This window comes from Leifsonia sp. LS1 (assembly GCF_020521355.1).
Taxonomy (GTDB): domain Bacteria; phylum Actinomycetota; class Actinomycetes; order Actinomycetales; family Microbacteriaceae; genus Leifsonia.
This window is the reverse complement of the sequence record NZ_BPER01000004.1, coordinates 244,176-263,172: the sequence shown is the minus strand read 5'-3', so window position 1 is coordinate 263,172 and position 18,997 is coordinate 244,176. Positions and strand designations below refer to the sequence as shown.

16 protein-coding genes are annotated in these 18,997 nt (G+C 70.9%); 7 read left to right on the top strand and 9 right to left on the bottom strand.

Annotated elements, in window-relative coordinates; all coding sequences use genetic code 11:
- Positions 1–41: 41 nt before the first annotated feature.
- From LLS1_RS09625 to zapE, 5 genes are all read right to left on the bottom strand, one after another.
- A complete protein-coding gene (locus LLS1_RS09625; protein ID WP_226655071.1) occupies positions 42–1,337 on the bottom strand; it encodes an O-acetylhomoserine aminocarboxypropyltransferase/cysteine synthase family protein in 1,296 nt (431 codons plus the stop codon).
- Between the two features lie 76 nt (positions 1,338–1,413).
- The gene (locus LLS1_RS09620; protein WP_226655069.1) at positions 1,414–1,935 is read right to left on the bottom strand and encodes a type II toxin-antitoxin system PemK/MazF family toxin; all 522 of its coding nucleotides are present in this window, start codon (positions 1,933–1,935) and stop codon (positions 1,414–1,416) included.
- Positions 1,835–3,070: an ammonium transporter gene (locus LLS1_RS09615; protein WP_226655067.1), complete on the bottom strand. Its 1,236-nt coding sequence runs from the start codon at positions 3,068–3,070 to the stop codon at positions 1,835–1,837. Before LLS1_RS09615 ends, LLS1_RS09620 begins: the two co-directional genes overlap by 101 nt.
- A 139-nt stretch (positions 3,071–3,209) precedes the next feature.
- Positions 3,210–4,484: an ammonium transporter gene (locus LLS1_RS09610; protein WP_226655065.1), complete on the bottom strand. Its 1,275-nt coding sequence runs from the start codon at positions 4,482–4,484 to the stop codon at positions 3,210–3,212.
- 203 nt (positions 4,485–4,687) lie between these two features.
- Complete coding sequence (zapE, locus tag LLS1_RS09605; protein WP_226655063.1) at positions 4,688–5,743, bottom strand: cell division protein ZapE; 1,056 nt, start codon at positions 5,741–5,743, stop codon at positions 4,688–4,690.
- A 157-nt stretch (positions 5,744–5,900) separates the two neighbouring features.
- Between zapE and LLS1_RS09600 the strand changes: the two genes are divergently transcribed.
- Both LLS1_RS09600 and LLS1_RS09595 read left to right on the top strand, forming a co-directional pair.
- Complete coding sequence (locus LLS1_RS09600) at positions 5,901–6,818, top strand: sulfurtransferase (RefSeq protein WP_223356876.1); 918 nt, start codon at positions 5,901–5,903, stop codon at positions 6,816–6,818.
- 9 nt (positions 6,819–6,827) lie between these two features.
- Positions 6,828–7,262 (top strand): SufE family protein, encoded by a 435-nt coding sequence (locus LLS1_RS09595; RefSeq protein ID WP_226655061.1) that lies wholly within the window; start codon positions 6,828–6,830, stop codon positions 7,260–7,262.
- A gap of 36 nt (positions 7,263–7,298) precedes the next feature.
- Here the strand turns inward: LLS1_RS09595 and LLS1_RS09590 are convergent, their stop codons facing one another.
- The gene (locus LLS1_RS09590; RefSeq protein WP_226655059.1) at positions 7,299–8,498 is read right to left on the bottom strand and encodes a S9 family peptidase; all 1,200 of its coding nucleotides are present in this window, start codon (positions 8,496–8,498) and stop codon (positions 7,299–7,301) included.
- Positions 8,499–8,598: 100 nt separating this feature from the next.
- On the opposite strand from LLS1_RS09590, the gene LLS1_RS09585 reads away from it, so the two are divergent.
- The 4 genes from LLS1_RS09585 to LLS1_RS09570 all read left to right on the top strand — a co-directional run bounded on the left by LLS1_RS09585 (position 8,599) and on the right by LLS1_RS09570 (position 13,828).
- Positions 8,599–9,195 (top strand): DUF3000 domain-containing protein, encoded by a 597-nt coding sequence (locus LLS1_RS09585; RefSeq protein ID WP_223356880.1) that lies wholly within the window; start codon positions 8,599–8,601, stop codon positions 9,193–9,195.
- Complete coding sequence (locus tag LLS1_RS09580; protein WP_226655057.1) at positions 9,188–10,384, top strand: HRDC domain-containing protein; 1,197 nt, start codon at positions 9,188–9,190, stop codon at positions 10,382–10,384. Before LLS1_RS09585 ends, LLS1_RS09580 begins: the two co-directional genes overlap by 8 nt.
- A 72-nt stretch (positions 10,385–10,456) precedes the next feature.
- Positions 10,457–11,683, top strand: coding sequence for a thiolase family protein (locus tag LLS1_RS09575; protein ID WP_223356890.1), 1,227 nt, complete (start codon positions 10,457–10,459; stop codon positions 11,681–11,683).
- 6 nt (positions 11,684–11,689) lie between these two features.
- Positions 11,690–13,828: a 3-hydroxyacyl-CoA dehydrogenase NAD-binding domain-containing protein gene (locus LLS1_RS09570; RefSeq protein ID WP_226655056.1), complete on the top strand. Its 2,139-nt coding sequence runs from the start codon at positions 11,690–11,692 to the stop codon at positions 13,826–13,828.
- A gap of 54 nt (positions 13,829–13,882) precedes the next feature.
- On the opposite strand, the gene LLS1_RS09565 is transcribed toward LLS1_RS09570, so the two are convergent.
- Positions 13,883–14,482, bottom strand: coding sequence for a TetR/AcrR family transcriptional regulator (locus tag LLS1_RS09565; protein ID WP_226655054.1), 600 nt, complete (start codon positions 14,480–14,482; stop codon positions 13,883–13,885).
- Positions 14,483–14,561: 79 nt separating this feature from the next.
- Between LLS1_RS09565 and LLS1_RS09560 the strand changes: the two genes are divergently transcribed.
- Complete coding sequence (locus LLS1_RS09560; protein WP_226655053.1) at positions 14,562–17,531, top strand: glycoside hydrolase family 2 TIM barrel-domain containing protein; 2,970 nt, start codon at positions 14,562–14,564, stop codon at positions 17,529–17,531.
- Positions 17,532–17,606: 75 nt separating this feature from the next.
- Here the strand turns inward: LLS1_RS09560 and LLS1_RS09555 are convergent, their stop codons facing one another.
- Both LLS1_RS09555 and LLS1_RS09550 read right to left on the bottom strand, forming a co-directional pair.
- A complete protein-coding gene (locus tag LLS1_RS09555; protein WP_226655051.1) occupies positions 17,607–18,587 on the bottom strand; it encodes an aldo/keto reductase in 981 nt (326 codons plus the stop codon).
- On the bottom strand, positions 18,584–18,970 hold the full coding sequence (locus LLS1_RS09550; RefSeq protein WP_226655049.1) for a MerR family transcriptional regulator: 387 nt from the start codon (positions 18,968–18,970) through the stop codon (positions 18,584–18,586). The genes LLS1_RS09555 and LLS1_RS09550 overlap by 4 nt, the downstream gene beginning before the upstream one ends.
- Positions 18,971–18,997: the final 27 nt, after the last annotated feature.

The following is an 18,997-nucleotide window of genomic DNA, read 5'->3' as shown; positions in this document are numbered from 1 at the left end:
CGGAACGGCGTTTCGCGACCCCTGCGTGCGCGAGCCAGGTGTTACACGCCGGCGGCGTCGAGTGCGGCCGCGAGGTCGGCGGCGAGATCGCGTGGGCTCTCCAGGCCGATCGAGAGGCGGATGAGACCGGGGGTGATGCCGGCGTCGGCGCGCTCCTCAGGCGTCAACTTCGCGTGGATGGTGCTGGCGAGGTGGATGGCGAGGCTCCGGACATCCCCGATGTGCGTCATCGGCGTGATGAGGCGCAGCGCGTCGATGAAGCGGCGCGCGGCCTCCCAGCCGCCGGCCAGCTCGAACGACACGATGGAGCCGGCCCCCGAGGGAAGGTACCGCTGCGCGAGGGCATGGTTCGCATCCGACGGCAGGCCGGGGTAGAAGACGCGCGCGACCTCGGGCCGGGCGGCGAGCAACTCGGCGACGGCCTGGGCGTTCGAGACGTGGCGGTCCATCCGCACCGAGAGAGTCTCGATGCCGTGCAGCAGGAGGAACGTGCTCGACGGAGGGACGGTCGGTCCGTACTCCAGCACGATCACCGAGCGCAGGTACGCCAGGTAGGCGCCGGCGCCGTACCGCTCGACGAACGACGGAACACCCGCGCGCGGCGGCTCCGTCAGCTGCGGGAACCGGTCGGCGTGGGCGGCCCAGTCGAAGCGGCCGCCGTCGACCACCGCGCCGCCGAGGACGGCCCCGTGCCCGGCGAGCCACTTGGAGGTCGAGTGGATGACGATGTCGGCACCGTCCGCGATGGGGCGCCACAGGTACGGGGTCGGGACCGTGTTGTCCACCACGAGCGGGACGCCGGCCGTGTGCGCGATCGCCGCGAGCCGTTGGATGTCGACCACCTGGTTCAACGGGTTCGGCAGCGTTTCCGTGTACACCGCGCGCGTGGTCGGGCGCACGCGCGACGCCCATTCGTCGTCGGAGGCGTCGTCCGCCACGTACTCGAAGTCGATCCCCTGGCGGGCGAGCACGCCGCGGAACATCTCCCGCGTCCCTTCGTAGAGCGAGCGGGTGACCAGGACATGGTCGCCGGAGGCGGCCAACGCCGTCAGCGCCGCGGCGATCGCGGCCTGGCCACTGGCGACCACGATGCCGTCGACGCCGCCCTCCAGGTCGGCGATACGGCGCCCGGCGACAGCGTTGGTGGGGTTCTCATTGCGGGAGTAGGCGCGGTACGCGCTGCGGCCCGCGAACCGCGCCTCCCCGTCGTCGAAATCGTCGAAGACGTAGCCGGCCGTCTGATAGATCGGCGTGACACGCGAGCGGGTCTCGGCGTCGATCACCGCGCCGGCATGGATCTGGCGCGTCTCGAAGTCCCAGGTACAGTCCTCTGGCATGCGGCCACCCTAGTGTCCGCCTCCGGCCCTGGCATCTCCGCGTTGCGCTGTGCGACGCACGATGACGAACGGTGTCTCACCCCCACCCGTAGCGCTGCCGCAGCGACGCGCGCACCGCGTCGAACGCGCGGCGGTCGAGCGCGGCGGCCTCGCGCCGCATGCCGCCCTGGTGCAGGCGGTACACCCGGTCGACCCGGGCATAGCTGGGCCGGTGCCTGCCGTCCCACGACCCGGCGCCCACCGGGACGTACTCGGGTCGGCCCGGATGCTCCTGGCTCGTCAGAGCCACCGCCAGGACGGTTCCTGCGGACTCGGAGGCGACGACGAGCACCGGCCTGTCCTTGCCGCGCCCGTCCGCCTCCTCGAAGGGCACCCAGGTCCACACGATCTCCCCCGGGTCGGCGTCGCCGTCCGTGCTCGGAACGTAGGACGTGCGGATCGCGCCCAACCGCCGCGGGTCGACCTGCTCGGTCGCCGTCGCCCCCGAGCGGCCCGGCTCAGCGCCGGGGCGGGCGGGGGTCGGTGCGGACGGGGTCGGAGCCGCGCTCGGACGGAACAGCCGGCCGATCGCGCTCAGGATTCGTCGAGGGGATGCCACGCTCCGCACCATAGCGGACGCGCGTGAGACCGACGGTGAACCGGAGCAGCAAGGCGATGAGCAGCGCGATCACGAAAGCGTAGACGAGCACGGCGACCGCGGCGACGCCCTGCGCGATGAAGAGATCGAAGTTGCCGCTCTCGACCATCCCGCCACCCGCTCCGAAGAGTCCGACGAACAGGAGTCCGACCGCGCTGCCGACGATCATGATGACGCACAGCGCCAGCGCCGGCCCGAACCGCGCGCGGGCCGCGAGGTCCACCATCGTCGCGCAGGCCAGCGCGGCGAGCGCGCCCAGGAGGAGGGACCAGCCGAGGGTCAGCACGCCCGACGCGGGCGTGATCGCCACCAGTCCGGACGCCGCGCCGCAGAAGACGCTGACGAGGGTGGGCCGCCGCAGGAGCACCCGATCGACGAGCATCCACATCAGGCAGCCCGCCGCGGAGGCCAGGAACGCGTTGATGGCGATCGGGGCCGTGTACTGGTCGACCGCGCCCTCCGACCCCGTCACGAGTCCGAGCCAGCCGACCCAGACCAGCGTGCCACCGATCGCGACGACGGGGAGGCTGCGCCCGCTCTCGGCCGGGTGCTCCCCTCGTCCGCACGCGACGATCACTCCGACGGCGGAGGCGCCCGCGGCGAGTCCGACGGGGAGCGCTCCCCCGTAGTCCACGACGCCGAGCAGAGAGACCGCCCAGCCGTCGCTCAGCGCGAAGACGGCATACCCCGCCGGGAACAGCACGAAGACGCTCCACGCCGCGCAGAACAGGAGCCACGCACCCAGCGTGATGCGCGAGGCGACTGCGGCACCGACGACGGCGATCGCGACCGCGCAGACGGCGATCAGGGATCCGGCCCTGGCGAGCGCGTACACACCCCGCTGGCCGGCGAGCGCGACGTCCGGCGCACCGACGATGTGCGGGAGGAGCGGCTCCCCCGCGAGCATCCCGTAGCCGCCCAGGACGGCGAGCACGACGACCACCGCCGTCCCCGTGAGGACGAACAGCAGGGCGCGCCGTGCCCGGGCGCGCCCGGCGAGACCCCCGACGAGGAACGCGAGGCCGGGCACGACCAGGAGGGTCAGAGCGCCGCAGAAGAACAGCAGCAGCGCATCCACCTGATCGCTCGTCGCCATCCCGCCCCTTCGCTCGAGAATGCCAGCATCACCCTACCGAGCCGCGGCGGCATCCGGCACGGCCCGCTCACACGGCGGACGGGGCGCCGCCCGAAGGCGGCACCCCGTCCGGCGTGCTGTGTGCGGAGGACCGAGAGGCTCAGACCGTCTCGAGGGCGTAGCCCTCTTCACCGTGGACCACGGTGTCGACGCCGGCCAGCTCGTCCTCGTTCTTGATGCGGAACCCGATGGTCTTCTGGATCGCCCAGCCGATGACGTAGGCAAGGACGAAGGAGTAGATCAGCACCGCGAAGGCACCGAGCGCTTGGACGCCCAGCTGCTGGAAGCTGCCGCCGTAGAGGAGGCTCGAGAAGGGCTTGCTGGCGTCGCCGTCCACGTGGGTGAAGCCGAAGAAGCCGATCCACAGGGTACCGATGATGCCGCCGACGAGGTGGATGCCCACGACGTCGAGCGAGTCGTCGAAGCCGAGCTTGAACTTCAGGTCGACCGCGAGGGCGCAGACCGCACCGGCGACGACACCGAGGAGGATCGCCCATCCCGGGGTGAGGATGTTACAGGCCGGGGTGATCGCGACGAGGCCCGCGACGGCGCCGGATGCCGCTCCGATGGAGGTCGGCTTGCCGTCCTTCAGCTTCTCGACGATCAGCCAGCCGATGGTCGCGGCGGCCGGGGCGGCGAGGGTGTTGACCCAGGCGAGCGCTGCGACACCGTCGACCGCGGCCTCCGAACCGGCGTTGAAGCCGAACCAGCCGAACCACAGGAGGGCGGCGCCGAGAAGGGTCAGCGGCACGTTGTGCGGCTTGCTCATGCCCTTCTGGAAGCCGACGCGCTTGCCGAGGACGAGCGCGAGGGCGAGGCCCGCCGCACCGGCGTTGATGTGCACCGCCGTGCCGCCGGCGAAGTCGTTCACGTGCAGGCCGGCCGCGATCCAGCCGTTCGAGAGGTTGAACACCCAGTACGCGACCGGGAAGTAGACGACCGTGACCCAGATGCCGGCGAAGATCATCCACGAGCCGAACTTGGCGCGGTCGGCGATCGCACCGGAGATGAGGGCGACGGTGATGATGGCGAAGGTCGCCTGGAACCCGGCGAAGGCGAGCCCGCCGAGGTCGGGGGTGAGCCCGTCCTTGCCCATGAGGCTGCTCAGGAACCAGTCCGGCGTGCCGAGGACACCCTTGATGGACTCGGGCCCGAACGACAGGCCGTAGCCGTAGACGACCCAGAGGACGCCGACGAGGGCCATCGCGCCGAAGCTCATCATCATCATGCTGACGACGCTCTTGGCTCGGACCATGCCGCCGTAGAAGAAGGCGACACCGGGGGTCATCAGCAGAACGAGGGCTGCGGCGACCAGAAGCCACAGGGCGTTGACCGTCCCGGCTTCTGCGTAGTCCGCTGCTGTGTGGAGCACCATGCGAATTGTCTACCTCTCTGTGCGTGCCCCGGCTCACGTGCGCTCCCATTCGGGGCGGGAGCGGTTCGGGGTGGAGCCAGTCTGAACGCGAGAGGTTTCGGTCGGAGACAGCGCGTGTTTCGCGGGTGTTACGCGTGGGGCCCGCGTGTAAACACTGTGTTTCCGCAGGCTTTCGATGTGCCGGGCGCTCGGTGCGAGTCCACCTAGGCGTCGTGGGGAGGCAGTTCGCCCGCGGTCAGCGCGATCATGCGCGAGACGGAGCGGAGGTACTTCTTGCGGTAGCCGCCGCCGAGCATGTCGTCGTCGAACACCTCGTTCAGCGGCACACCGGTCTGCACGATCGGGATCTCGGCGTCGTAGACGCGGTCGATAAAGGCGACGAGGCGCAGGGCGGCCATCTGGTCGTGGAGCACGTGGACGCCGTCGAGGCCGATGACGTCGACGCCGTCGATGATCTTGATGTAGCGGGAGGGGTGCACGGTCGCCAGGTGGGCGATGAGGTCGTCGAACCCGTCCGAGGTCGTGGTCTCGCCGCGTTCGGCGAGCGCTCCCAGCACCCGCGCGTACTCGTCGGGCTGCACCGTGACGGCATTGCCGGTGGTGTCGCGGCGGCGGTAGTCGAGGCCGTCGATGCGGAGGGTCTCGAAGTTGGCGGAGAGGGACTGGATCTCGCGGAGGAAGTCGCTCGCGGCGAACCGGCCCTCGCCCAGCGCGTTCGGCGGGGTGTTGCTGGTGGCGGCGATGCGGGTGCCGGAGGCGACGAGCTCGCCGAGCATCCGGGTCATCATCATGGTGTCGCCCGGGTCGTCGAGCTCGAACTCGTCGATGCAGATGAGCGTGGAGCCGCGGAGGAGGTCGACCGCTCCCGCATAGCCGAGCGCGCCGACCAGCGCGGTGTACTCGATGAACGTGCCGAAGTACTTCGGTCCCGGCGCCTCGTGCCAGAGGGAGGCGAGGAGGTGGGTCTTGCCGACGCCGAAGCCGCCGTCGAGGTAGACGCCCGGCTTCATCGCGGCGACCTTCTTGCGGCTGCGGCTGAACAGGCCGGCCGGGCGCTGCGGCTCCCACGCCTTCGCGAAGAGCTTGAGGGTGGCGACCGCCTCCGCCTGCGAGGGGTAGTCGTGGTCGGGGCGGTAGGTCTCGAAGGACGCGCGCTCGAACTGCGACGGCGGGACCAGGCTGGCGGCGATCTCGGCCCCGGTGATCTGGGGCGAGCGGTCGGCGAGGCGCGGGAGGGCGCCGAGCTGGTCGAGGGTCATGGCGGGAGGGCACCTTCGTGGTCGGGAGCGGGCGCGTGGATGTCGCTGTGTTTCGCTGTGCGGGCGGCCGCCTGTCGCAGGCGGTCCGCGGCCGCGTAGCCTGAGACGGCGTCCCCTGCTTTCGCAGAGTCCCAGCCTATCCCGGAGGAAGAACAGCATGGCCATCGAGACCGACCCGTCCACCGACTTCGCCGACTACGCCCACCCGGAGCGCCTCGTGAGCACCGCGTGGCTGGCGGAGCACCTGGGCGAACCGGGGCTCGTCGTGGTGGAGTCCGACGAGGACGTCCTCCTGTACGACACCGGGCACATCCCGGGCGCCGTCAAGATCGACTGGCACACGGACCTCAACGATCCGGTCGTGCGCGACTACGTGAGCGGGGAGCGGTTCGCCGAGCTGCTGGGCTCCAAGGGGATCGCGCGCGACTCGACCGTCGTGTTCTACGGCGACAAGAACAACTGGTGGGCGGCGTACGCGCTGTGGGTCTTCACCCTGTTCGGCCACGAGGACGTCCGCCTGCTCGACGGCGGCCGCGACAAGTGGATCGCCGAGGGCCGGGAGATCACGCGCGACGTCCCCGCGCCCACCCCGGTCGAGTACCCCGTGGTCGAGCGCGACGACACGCGCGTGCGCGCGTTCAAGGACGACGTGCTCGACCACCTCGGACGGGTGCGTGCGGGTCGAGGGGCCCTCATCGACGTGCGCTCCCCCGAGGAGTACAGCGGCGAGCGCACCGAGATCCCGGGGTACCCGACCGAGGGCGCGCTCCGTGCCGGACACATCCCGTCGGCGGCCTCGGTGCCGTGGGCGCGGGCGGCCGCGCCGGACGCGACGTTCAAGCGCCGCGCCGACCTGGAGGCGATCTACCTGGGTGACGCCGGACTGGAGCCGGGAGACGACGTGATCGCCTACTGCCGTATCGGCGAGCGCTCCAGCCACACGTGGTTCGTGCTGACGCACCTGCTCGGCTTCGAGAACGTGCGGAACTACGACGGCTCGTGGACGGAGTGGGGTTCCGCGGTGCGCGTGCCGATCGCGACGGGCTCCGAGCCCGGTGAGGTCCCGGCGAAGTAGCCTGGAGACATGACCGACCTGACCGGCGCCCTGGCCGAGATCCGCGACGACTTCCTCGCGTTGGAGCAGCCCGACCGACTGCAGCTGCTGCTGGAGTTCTCCGACGAGCTGCCCCCGCTCCCGGAGCGCTACGCGGATCACCCCGACCTGCTGGAGCGCGTGGAGGAGTGCCAGGCGCCGGTCTTCATCTTCGTGGAGGTCGACGAGGCGAACGTGGTGCGCCTGTTCGCCACGGCGCCGCCCGAGGCTCCGACGACGCGCGGATTCGCGTCCATCCTGGTCCAGGGCCTCGCCGGGCTGACCGCCGACGAAGTGCTCGCGGTTCCGGACGACTTTCCGCAGACCCTGGGTCTGACCCAGGCGGTGTCCCCGCTCCGCATCCGCGGCATGTCGGCGCTCCTGGGGCGCGCGAAGCGCCAGGTGCGGCAGAAGCTCGCGGCCTGAGGCGAGGCGGGTCGGGCGGTCCGATCGCGCGGAGGATCACTCCCCGGGCGCGTGGATGGTGCCGTCGAGCCACTCCGTGATCGACGTGCTCCACTTCGTCTCGTCGTAGTTCCACAGTTTGGTGTGGAGGGCGACCGTGAACGGCACGAATGTGACGATGTCGCTCCGCGCCTCCGCCAGCGCACGGGACGACGTCGAGGGCACGAAGCCGTCGTCGTCGCTGTGCAGGATGAGGGTCGGCAGCGTGAGGTCGGCAGCGCGCGCGACGAAGTCCATGCTCGCCAGGTCGATCGGGGCGTCCTGTCCGGTGATCGGACCGCTCCACGTGGACTCGATGAGCCGGATGGCGCCCCGCGAGATCGGCTCGGGCAGGCGGAGCAGATGCGCCTGATACTCGAGGGTGTCGACCCAGTCGACGACCGGGGACTCCAGGATGATGCCCGCGACCCGTCCCAGGTTCTCGGAGCGGGTGACCGTCTGCAGCACGACGGCTCCACCCATCGACCAGCCCATGAGCACGATCGACTTCGCCCCTTCGGCGATGGCGTAGCGGATGGCCGCGTCGATGTCGTGCCATTCCGTCCCGCCGAGACCGTACCGCCGGTCGGCGCTGTCGGGGGCGTCGCCATCGTTGCGGTATGAGGCCAGGAGGCAGGTGTAGCCGGCGTCATGGAAGGTACGGACCGCCCGGAGGCCCTCCTGGCGGGTGGCGCCCCAGCCGTGCACCTGGATCACCCAGCGGCCCTCGTCGGCCCGGGAGGCGTCGGCCGGGAACACCCACGCGGGCGCCTGCCCGAGCTCCGCCGGGATCTCGACACTGCGCACCGGGAATCCGGGCTCCTCCGGCTGCAGGTAGTAATAGCCGCTGATCCGCGCGCGGCCCGGCCGCAGGTCGCCGTACTCGATGCGCTCGAGCTCGCGGGTGACCGTCGACTCGTCCATCGCGAGCAGGCCGCCCACCTTGGCGTGCCCGGAGTCGCCGTCGAAGAAGACGCCGAACCGGCCCGGCATCCGGCTGTCCGGCGTGGAGGCGAGGGTGATCGTGCCGCGGGCGGTGTCGACGGCGCGCACGCTCTGGTTCTGCGGGCGGCGGCGCACCGGCGTGATCACCGTGCGGGCGACCCGGCTGATCGCGTACGCGGCGCCCGCGGCGGTGGCGAGCGCCAGCCCGCCGGCTGCGATCGCCGTCACGGCGAGCGCCTTGGTGAATCCACCCGTCCTGTTCCCACTCGCCATGCGGTCAGCGTACCGGCGCGGCCCGGCGCCCACCCTCAGGAGTTCTTCAGGCGGCGTGCCTTACCGTCGGCGACCCGCAAAGGCTTCTAGTGTTCAAGACGTGTCGACTCCTCCCGCCACCCCGCACGTGCCGGCCGCGTTCGCCGCGGCCCTCGCGTCCGTCCGTGCCGCCCCGTCCCGCGAGGAGCTCACGGTCACCGAGATCCCCGCGCCCGCCCAGCTCGCCCCGTACGCGGTGGCCCTGGCCGCAGACGTGCGACCCGCTCGGCACGGCGACGACTCCGAGCTCGGCACGGGCCGGTTCATCCTGCTCTACGACCCGGACGAGCCGGAGGCCTGGGGCGGCCCGTTCCGCATCGTCTGCTTCGCGCAGGCGCCGCTGGAGACCGACATCGGCCTCGACCCCTTCCTCGCGGATGTGACGTGGTCGTGGCTGGTCGACGCCCTCGACGCCCGCCACGCCCGGTACACCGCCGCGAGCGGCACCGCGACCAAGATCATCAGCACCGGGTTCGGCGAGCTGGCGGCGCAGGGCGATGGCTCGCAGATCGAGCTGCGCGCGTCGTGGAGCCCGCAGGAGACCGACATCACCGCGCACGTCGAGGGCTGGGGCGAGCTGCTCTGCATGCTCGCCGGGCTTCCGCCGACGAGCGAAGGTGTCAGCGTCCTCGCCACGAGACGGGGTCCGCGTGCCTGACCACTCCGTGATCGACTCGCGTGAGGGCTATCTCGCTGCGGTCGACGCCATCGTCGCCGGCTCCGGCCCGATCGCCGTGGACGCCGAGCGGGCCAGCGGCTTCCGATACTCTCAGCGCGCGTACCTCATCCAGATCTTCCGTCGCGGCGCAGGGACCTTCCTCTTCGATCCGCCCGCGATCGGCCGCTTCGACGAGCTGAACACCGCGATTGCGGACGAGGAGTGGGTGCTGCACGCGGCCACCCAGGACCTCACCTGTTTGCGCGAGGTCGGCCTCGACCCGTCGCGCATCTTCGACACGGAGCTCGCCGCCCGCCTGCTCGGGATGCCGCGTGTCGGCCTGGGGACGGTCGTGGAGGAGCTTCTGGGCGTCCACCTGGCGAAGGAGCACAGCGCCGCCGACTGGTCGACGCGTCCGCTGCCCGAGCCGTGGCTGGTCTACGCGGCGCTCGACGTCGAGCTGCTCCCCGATCTGCGCGACGCCATCGCCGGCCTGCTCGACGAGGCCGGCAAGACGGACATCGCGCAGCAGGAGTTCGCCGACGAGCTGACCCGGGAGCTGACCGTGGTGCGCAGCGAGCCCTGGCGGCGCCTGTCGGGCATCCACTCCATCCGCGGGATCCGCAATCTCGCCGTCGCGCGCGAGCTGTGGCTCAGCCGGGACGCCCTGGCGCGCGAGATCGACACTGCACCGGGCCGCCTCGTGCCCGACGCCGCCCTCACGGCCGCGGCGAAGGCCCTTCCGGACAGCAAGCGCGCCCTCGCCGCGATGCGCGAGTTCACCGGACGGGCGAGCCGGACGGAGCTCGACCGCTGGTGGGAGGCCGTGGAGACCGGCCGCACCACGAACGACCTGCCGGTGCTCCGGGGCAACGGTGACTCCCTCCCGCCGCCGCGCGCCTGGTCCGATCGCAACCCGGAGGCCGACGGACGCCTGAAGGCCGCGCGCGCCGCGCTCACCGCGTTGTCGGAGGAGCGCAACATCCCCCTCGAGAATCTCCTCACCCCCGAGACACTGCGCCGCATCGCCTGGACGCCGCCCGAGGAGGTCACCGACGCCTCGATCGCCGACGCGCTCGCCGCACATGGCGCCCGCCCCTGGCAGATTGAGGCAACCTCACAGATCATCGCCCGCGCGTTTGTGGAAAGCATGCAAACGCCCGCCGAGTCGCCCGAGACGGATTCGTAGAAAGAATCAAACGATTCCCGTGGCCCGCGACGGCCTCCCTAGGATCGACACGGACCTGATTTGGGAGGCACTGTGGCCGAAAGAACCGATGTCGTGTTCGTCGACGGAGTCCGGACTCCGTTCGGACGGGCCGGCGAAAAAGGGCAGTACTGGAACACCCGGGCGGACGACCTGGTCGTGAAGGCGATCATCGGGCTGCTCGAGCGCAATCCGAACGTGCCCAAGGACCGCATCGACGACGTGGCCATCGCGGCGACGACGCAGCAGGGCGACCAGGGTCTGACCCTGGGCCGCACGGCGGCGCTCCTCGCCGGCCTGCCGAAGTCGGTCCCCGGGTTCGCGATCGACCGGATGTGCGCCGGCGCGATGACGAGCGTCACCACCCTCGGCTCCGGCATCGCCTTCGGCGCCTACGACCTCGCGATCGCGGGCGGTGTCGAGCACATGGGCCGGCACCCGATGGGCTTCGGAGCGGACCCCAACCCGCGCTTCCTCTCGGAGCGCCTGGTGGGCGAAGACGCCCTGAACATGGGCATGACCGCCGAGCGCATCCACGACCGCTTCCCCGCGCTGACCAAGGAGCGCTCGGACCGGTTCGCGATGCGCAGCCAGCAGAAGACGGCCGCCGCCTACGAGAACGGCAAGCTGCAGCCCGACCTGGTGCCGGTCGCGATCCGCTCCGAGGCCGGCTGGGGCCTGGCCACCCGCGACGAGGGGATGCGCCCCGAGACCAACATGGAGTCGCTGGCGACCCTGCGCACCCCGTTCCGCCCGCACGGCCGCGTGAGCGCCGGCAACTCGTCCCCGCTGACCGACGGCGCGACGGCGAGCCTGCTCGCGTCCAGCGACGCCGTCACGGAGTTCGGCCTCACCCCGAAGATGCGCATGGTCAGCTTCGGCTTCGCCGGCGTCGAGCCGGAGATCATGGGCATCGGCCCGGTCCCCTCGACCGAGAAGGCGCTCCGCAAGGCGGGCCTGTCGATCGATGACATCGGCCTGTTCGAGCTCAACGAGGCGTTCGCCATCCAGGTGCTCTCGTTCCTCGACCACTTCGGCATCGACGACGACGACCCCCGCGTCAACAAGTGGGGCGGCGCCATCGCCATCGGCCACCCGCTCGCCGCCAGCGGCGTGCGCCTGATGATCCAGCTCGCCCGTCAGTTCGAGGAGCACCCGGAGGTCCGCTACGGCGTGACCGCGATGTGCGTCGGCCTGGGCCAGGGCGGCACTGTCATCTGGGAGAACCCCCACTTCACTGGAAAAGCACGGCACGACAAGCGCGCTGCACGGAAGGCCTGAGACCGAGTGACCGACTACACCACGATCGACTTCTCCCCCCTCGTCGCCCTCACCTCCGACGAGGTCGTCACCCACTCCTTCGTGAAGGACATCCCGCTGCCGAGCGGCAAGACCCTCGCGCTGGTGACCCTCGACAACGGGCGCGACCACACGCGCCCCAACACGATGGGCCCGGCCACCCTCCTCGAGCTCGGGAAGACCTTCGACGAGCTCACCGAGCGGGCCGGCCGCGGCGAGATCGACGCCGTCGCCGTCACCGGCAAGCCCTTCATCCTCGCGGCGGGGGCCGACCTCAGCCGCGTGAGCGACATCCCGAGCGTGGAGGTCGCCAAGCTGCTCCCCCAGCTGGGCCACTTCGTGCTCGGCAAGCAGGCGACCTTCGGCGTGCCCTCGTTCGTCTTCACGAACGGCCTCGCACTGGGCGGCGGTGTGGAGATCGGCCTCAACGCCGACTACCGCACCATCGACCGCAACGCGGCCGCGTTCGCACTGCCGGAGGTGTTCCTCGGCCTGATCCCCGGCTGGGGAGGCGCGACGATCCTGCCGAACCTCATCGGCATCGAGAACGCCCTCAAGGTCGTCATCGAGAACCCGCTCAAGCAGAATCGGATGCTGAAGCCGCAGGAGGTCTTCGACCTCGGCATCGCGGACGCCATCTTCGACTCGGCGAACTTCCTCGAGGAGTCCCTGGTCTGGGCCGACAAGGTGCTCACCGGGCAGGTCGAGGTCAAGCGGCCCAACGTCCCCGGCAAGGTCGAGCGCATGGTCAAGTGGGACGCCGCCATCGGCATCGCCCGCAAGATGCTGGAGAGCCGCATCGGCACGGTCCCGAAGTCGCCGTACAAGGCGCTGGAGCTGCTCAAGGCCGCCAAGTCGAACGACCGCGCCGCCGGCTTCGAACTCGAGGACGAGGCACTGGCGGAGCTGATCTCGGGCGACCAGTTCCAGGCGAGCATCTACGCTTTCAACCTGGTGCAGAAGCGCGCGAAGCGTCCGGCCGGCGCCCCCGACAAGAAGCTGGCGAAGAAGGTCACGAAGATCGGCGTGATCGGCGCGGGCTACATGGCCAGCCAGTTCGCGCTCCTGTTCGTGCGCCGGCTGCGCGTGCCCGTCGTGATCACTGACCTCGACCAGGCGCACGTCGACAAGGGTGTGGCATACATCCACGACGAGATCGGGAAGCTGCAGGAGAAGGGCCGGATCTCCCCCGACGAGGCGAACCGTCTGCGCGCCCTGGTCACCGGCACGACCGACAAGGCCGACTTCGCGGACTGCGACTGGGTCATCGAGGCCGTTTTCGAGGAGCTCACGGTCAAGCAGAACGTCTTCGAGGAGGTCGAGCAGTACCTCTCCGACGAGGCGGTCATCGCGACCAACACGTCCTCGCTGTCCGTCGAGCAGATCGGCGCCAAGCTGAAGCACCCGGAGCGCCTGGTCGGCTTCCACTTCTTCACCCCGGTCGCGGTCATGCCCCTGATCGAGGTCGTCAAGACGCCGCACACGGACGAGGCGACGCTCTCGACGGCGATGGTCACGGCCGCGGCGCTGAAGAAGAACGCGGTGATCACCGCCGACACCCCCGGCTTCGTGGTCAACCGTGTGCTGGCGAAGGTGCTCGGCGAGGCGATGCACGCCGTCGACGACGGCACCTCCTTCGAGACCGTCGACGAGGCGTTCGCCCCGCTCGGCCTGCCGATGCCGCCGTCGCGTCTGCTCGACCTGGTCGGTCTGAAGGTGGGCGCACACGTGCTGGACACGCACCACGCCGCGTTCCCGGACCGGTTCTACCGCAGCGAGAACCTCCACAAGCTCGCCGAGTACGGGACGCTGCTGGAGAAGGACGGCAAGGGCAAGGTCAAGGGCGTCGACAAGGGCGCGGCGAAGATCATCGCCGGCGGCACGAAGCCGTGGACGAAGGAGGAGATCCTCCGTCGCCTGGAGGACGGCCTCGCCGACGAGATCCACCGCATGCTGATCGACGACCACGTGGTCGAGGCGCCGGAGGACATCGACCTCTGCATGATCCTCGGCGCGGGCTTCCCGTTCCAGATGGGCGGCATCACGCCGTACCTCGACCGCGTCGGAGCGTCGCAGCGTGTCTTCGGAGACACGTTCCAGCACCCGCCGGTGAAGGGCGTCGCGTAACCGTACGCGCTTCCCGCACGACGGACGCCCCGCTCACGACGAGCGGGGCGTCCGTCATGTCAGGACGAGGTCGAAGTAGCCGCGCAGCGCCGCCACGGCGTCGATCGCGTCGGGCGCGTACAGCCATTGCAGCTGGATGCCCTCCCAGAGGGCGACCACCGTGGCCGCGGCGAGCGCCGGGTCCACGCCCGCGCGCAGACGGCCGGCCGCGCGCATCGCCTCGAACTCGCGGGTGTACGCGGAGCGGAGGTCGTCGTAGCGCGCGGCGAAGAACGGGCGGCCCGGGTGTTCGTCGGTGACGGCCTCCGCCGCGAGCACGCTGTAGAGCGCGATCAGCCCCGGGAGGCTCTCGTTGGTGCGGGCGCGGTCGAGGATGCGGTCGACGAACGGCTCCGGGCTGCCGGCGAGGGTCGCGTCGAGTGCGTCCCCCTCCTGGTCGCGGCGGGCGAGGACGGCGAGGAGCAGCTCCTCTTTGTCGGCGAAGTGGTGCTGGAGGGTGCTGAGACCGACCCCGGCGGCGGCGGCGATCTCCCGCAGGGAGCTGCCGTGGTATCCGCGCGTGGCGAAGGCCCGGTAAGCCTCGTCGACGATCTGGGCGCGCCGTGCGGCCGTCTTCGCGTAGGGCCCGCGTGCGCCCGCGCTCTGCTCTGCCATGCTGCTCCTCGAAATTAGGTCACGTGCCCGATTTTCGGCTAACGTCGATGCTAGTCCACACCGAAGGAGCCGAGACCCCGTGCTGAGCCCGTCCTACCTCTCCGACACCGCACCCGGCCGGGGCGCACGGCGCGCACCCCGCTCGTGGCTCGCGAGCGACGCCCCCACCCTCTCGCTGAACGGCACCTGGCGCTTCCGCCTCTCCCCCACGGCCGGCCTGGACGACGCGATCGCCGCGCCGGACTTCGACGACGGCGGCTGGGGCACGATCCCCGTTCCCTCCCACTGGGTGCTCGAGGGGGACGGCGCCCACGGCCTCCCGATCTACACGAACGTGCAGTACCCGTTCCCGCTCGACCCTCCGCACGTTCCGGACGAGAACCCGACCGGCGACTACCGGCGCACGTTCGTCCTCCCCTCCGACTGGCCCGCCGACGCCGCCCTGCTGCTGCGGTTCGACGGCGTCGAGTCGATGTACCGCGTGTGGCTCAACGGTGCCGAGGTCGGGATCGGCACCGGCAGCCGGCTCGCGCAGGAGTTCGAGGTCACCGACCTCGTGCGGACCGGCGAGAACGTCCTCGTCGTGCGCGTGCACCAGTGGTCGGCCGCCAGCTATCTCGAGGATCAGGACCAGTGGTGGCTGCCGGGCATCTTCCGCGACGTCACACTGGCGGCCCGGCCGGCGGACGGTCTCGACGACGTCTGGCTGCGGACCGGATGGGCGGAGGGCGCGGGCTGGATCGACGCCGAGATCACCGCGGGCGCCGCGGCGTTCCCCGTGACCCTGCGCATCCCGGAGCTCGGCGTCGAGACGGTGTGGGCCGAGCCGGACGACGTCGCACGGGTCGAGCTCGCCGCGGTCGATCCGTGGACGGCCGAGACCCCGCGTCTCTACGCCGTGTCGGTGGAAGCCGCAGGCGAGACCGCCATCCTGCGCACTGGATTCCGCACCGTCGAGATCCGCGGCGACCGCTTCCTCGTCAACGGGGAACGCGTCGTCTTCCACGGGATGAACCGGCACGAGGCGCATCCCGAGCGCGGCCGCGTCTTCGACGAGGAGCACGCCCGCGAGGATCTGGCCCGCATGAAGCGGTTCAACGTCAACGCCATCCGCACCAGCCATTACCCGCCGCATCCCCGCCTGCTCGATCTGGCCGACGAGCTCGGGTTCTGGGTGATCCTCGAGTGCGACCTCGAGACCCACGGATTCGAGGTCGCGGGCTGGGTGGGCAACCCGAGCGACGACCCCGCGTGGCGCGACGCCTATCTCGACCGGATCGAACGGACGGTCGAACGCGACAAGAACCACCCGAGCATCGTGATGTGGTCGCTCGGCAACGAGTCGGGCACGGGAGCGAACCTCGCCGCGATGTCGGCGTGGGTGCACGCCCGCGACACCGGCCGTCCGGTGCACTACGAGGGCGACTACACCGGCGAGTACACCGACGTCTACTCGCGCATGTACTCCACCGTGCCCGAGACCGAGCAGATCGGCACGGACGGATCGACCGCTCCGCTGCTCGGCTGCACACCCGCGCAGGGCGCGCGCCAGCGCACCAAGCCGTTCATCCTCTGCGAGTACGTCCACGCGATGGGCAACGGCCCGGGTGCCATCGACCAGTACGAGGCCCTGGTGGATGCGCATCCGCGCCTGCACGGCGGCTTCGTGTGGGAGTGGCGCGACCACGGCATCCTGACGCGCACGGCGGACGGCACGCCGTTCTACGCGTACGGCGGCGACTTCGGGGAGGTCGTGCACGACGGCAACTTCGTCATGGACGGCATGATCCTGAGCGACGACACCCCGACCCCGGGCCTGCACGAATACGCGGCCGTGGTCGCGCCCGTGCGCTTCGCGTTCGACGCCGACGGCTCCGGCGTCACCATCGAGAACCGCCGGCACACCGCCTCCACCGCGGATCTGCGGTTCACCTGGCGGCTGGAGGCCGACGGGCGTGCTGTGGACGGCGGCGCCCTGTCCGTTCCGGAGATCGCCGCGGGCTCCTCCGTCCGCGTCGCCCTCCCGGAGCTCACCCCGCGCGTCGGCGTGGAGAACTGGCTGACGGTGGAGGCGGTGCTCGCCGCCGCGACCGCCTGGGCGCCCGAGGGGCACATCGTCGCATCCGCCCAGTCCGATCGGACACCCGCCGCACTGCCGGCGCCGACCGCACCGCGGATCACCGGCTGGCGCGACGCCGAGGGGACGCTCTCCCTCGGCCCCGCGGCCTTCGAGTCCGGTCGCCTGGTGCGCCTCGCCGGTCGCCGCGTGGACGGACCGCGGCTCGAGCTGTTCCGCGCCCCCACAGACAACGACGAAGGCGGCGCCTTCAGCGACCCGACCGGGAGCGACGGGAGCGTCCCCGGCGTCTCCAGCGCCTCGCTGTGGCGCTCGCAGGGCCTCGACCGGCTCGTCCACCGGCTCGTCGCGGTCCAGGAGGCTCCGGGAGCGCTGCGGACCGTCACCCGGGTCTCCGCCGCGAATGCGGCGCTCTCGGTCAGCGTGGAGACGGTGTGGGCGCTCGTCGGGGCGAGCCTCGAGCTCCGCGTCGAGATCGAGCCGTCCGCCGGCTGGTCCACGGTGTGGCCGCGCATCGGCGTCCGCTTCGACCTGCCCGACGACGACGCGCCCGTCACCGACGCCGAGTGGTTCGGGCTCGGACCGCTCGAGTCGTACCCGGACAGCCTCCGGGCGGCCCGGGTCGGGCGGTACACGGCGACGATCGACGGGTTGTCGGTCCCGTACGCCCGCCCGCAGGAGACCGGTCACCGCTCGGCCGTGCGCGAGCTGGTGCTCGGCGCCCTCCGGCTCCACGCCCTCCCGGACACCCGCGGCCGTCTCCCGGGCTTCGTGCTCACCCGCCACACTCCCCAGGAGATCGCCGCGGCCGGGCACCCGCACGAGCTTCCGGTCTCCCGCACGACGCACCTGTTCCTCGACGCCGCCCAGCACGGCCTGGGCTCGCGCGCCTGCGGGCCCGACGTGTGGCCCGCGTTCTCCCTCCGCCCCGAGGCGCGCACCCTCCGGGTCCGCTTCAGCACGCTGGCCTGACGACAGCGGGGTCGCGAAACGCCGCTTCGAGCGTCTCGAAGCGGCGTTTCGCGACCCCTGGTTGCGCGGAGGGATTCAGCGGTTGAGCGGCGTCATGTCCGCGTAGCGGTCGCCGACCGGAGCGGCGACAGCGTCGAGTCGCTCGATCTGCTCCGGGCTGAGTTGCACCGTGGTCGCCTCGACGTTCTGCTCCAGGTTCTCCACCCGACGCGTTCCGGGGATCGGGACGATGTCGTCGCCCTTCGCGAGCAGCCACGCGAGCGCGACCTGCCCGGCCGTCGCGCCGACCTCGCGCGCGACGGCGTCAACCTGCTCGACGATCCGGATGTTCGCCTCCAGGTTGTCACCCTCGAAACGCGGGTTGACTCGGCGGAAGTCGTCCTCGGAGAGTTCGTCGAGCGAACGGATGGTGCCCGTCAGGAAGCCGCGGCCGAGAGGCGAGTACGGCACGAATCCGATGCCGAGCTCACGCACGGTCGGCAGCACCGCCTCCTCCGGGTCGCGCGTCCAGAGCGAGTACTCGGTCTGGACCGCCGTCACGGGATGCACGGCGTTCGCGCGCCGGATGGTCTCCGGGGCTGCCTCGGAAAGTCCGTAGTGGAGGATCTTGCCCTCCTCGATGAGCTCCTTGAGCGCGCCGACGGTCTCCTCGATCGGAGTCCCCGGGTCCATCCGGTGCTGATAGTAGAGATCGATGCGGTCGGTGCCCAGTCGCTTCAGCGACCCCTCGACGGAGAGCCGCACGTTCTCGGCCGAGCCGTCGAGTCCGCGCTCGTCCTTCTGCCGGTGCAGGATGGTGCCGAACTTGGTGGCGATGACGACCTGATCGCGCCGGCCGTCGGCGAAGGCGCGCGCCAGGAGCTCCTCGTTCGCGTAGGGCCCGTAGATCTCGGCTGTGTCGAAGAACGTCACGCCGAGATCGATCGCCCGGTGGAGGGTGCGGATCGAGCCCGCGTCGTCCTGTCCAGCGCCGGTGTAGAACGCGGACATCCCCATGCAGCCGAGGCCCAGCTGCGAGACCTCGAGCCGCTCGGTTCCGAGAGTGGTCTTCTTCATGCGTTCGTTCCTGCTTTCTTCTCGTAGAGACCGATCTTGTAGTCGATGGCCGCGAGACTCGCCGCCATCTCCTCGAGCTGCTGCGCCACCCCCATGCGGTGCAGGAGCAGCAGCTCCAGCCGTTCCGCGGTGGTGTCGTCGCCGCGCCGGGCGAGCTCCACGTACCGGCGCACGGTAGCGATCGGCATCGCGGTCGACCGCAGCTTCGTGAGGAACACGACCCAGGCGAGGTCGGCTTCCGAATAACGGCGGTGCGAGGACGGGGCACGCTCGACGGGACTCAGCATGAGACCTTCGCGCTCGTAATAGCGGAGGGTGTGCGTGGAGAGCCCGGTGCGCTCGGCGACGTCGGAGATGGACATCGCCGTGATGCTGTCGGTCATACCGCCACGATAAGACTTAGAGCGCGC

Bases quoted from the DNA above. Each gene is read 5' to 3' on its own strand.
- LLS1_RS09625 (WP_226655071.1), bottom strand. From the start codon at position 1,337: ATGCCAGAGGACTGTACCTGGGACTTCGAGACGCGCCAGATCCATGCC.
- LLS1_RS09615 (WP_226655067.1), bottom strand. From the start codon at position 3,070: ATGGCGACGAGCGATCAGGTGGATGCGCTGCTGCTGTTCTTCTGCGGC.
- LLS1_RS09610 (WP_226655065.1), bottom strand. From the start codon at position 4,484: ATGGTGCTCCACACAGCAGCGGACTACGCAGAAGCCGGGACGGTCAAC.
- zapE (WP_226655063.1), bottom strand. From the start codon at position 5,743: ATGACCCTCGACCAGCTCGGCGCCCTCCCGCGCCTCGCCGACCGCTCG.
- LLS1_RS09600 (WP_223356876.1), top strand. From the start codon at position 5,901: ATGGCCATCGAGACCGACCCGTCCACCGACTTCGCCGACTACGCCCAC.
- LLS1_RS09595 (WP_226655061.1), top strand. From the start codon at position 6,828: ATGACCGACCTGACCGGCGCCCTGGCCGAGATCCGCGACGACTTCCTC.
- LLS1_RS09590 (WP_226655059.1), bottom strand. From the start codon at position 8,498: ATGGCGAGTGGGAACAGGACGGGTGGATTCACCAAGGCGCTCGCCGTG.
- LLS1_RS09565 (WP_226655054.1), bottom strand. From the start codon at position 14,482: ATGGCAGAGCAGAGCGCGGGCGCACGCGGGCCCTACGCGAAGACGGCC.
- LLS1_RS09555 (WP_226655051.1), bottom strand. From the start codon at position 18,587: ATGAAGAAGACCACTCTCGGAACCGAGCGGCTCGAGGTCTCGCAGCTG.
- LLS1_RS09550 (WP_226655049.1), bottom strand. From the start codon at position 18,970: ATGACCGACAGCATCACGGCGATGTCCATCTCCGACGTCGCCGAGCGC.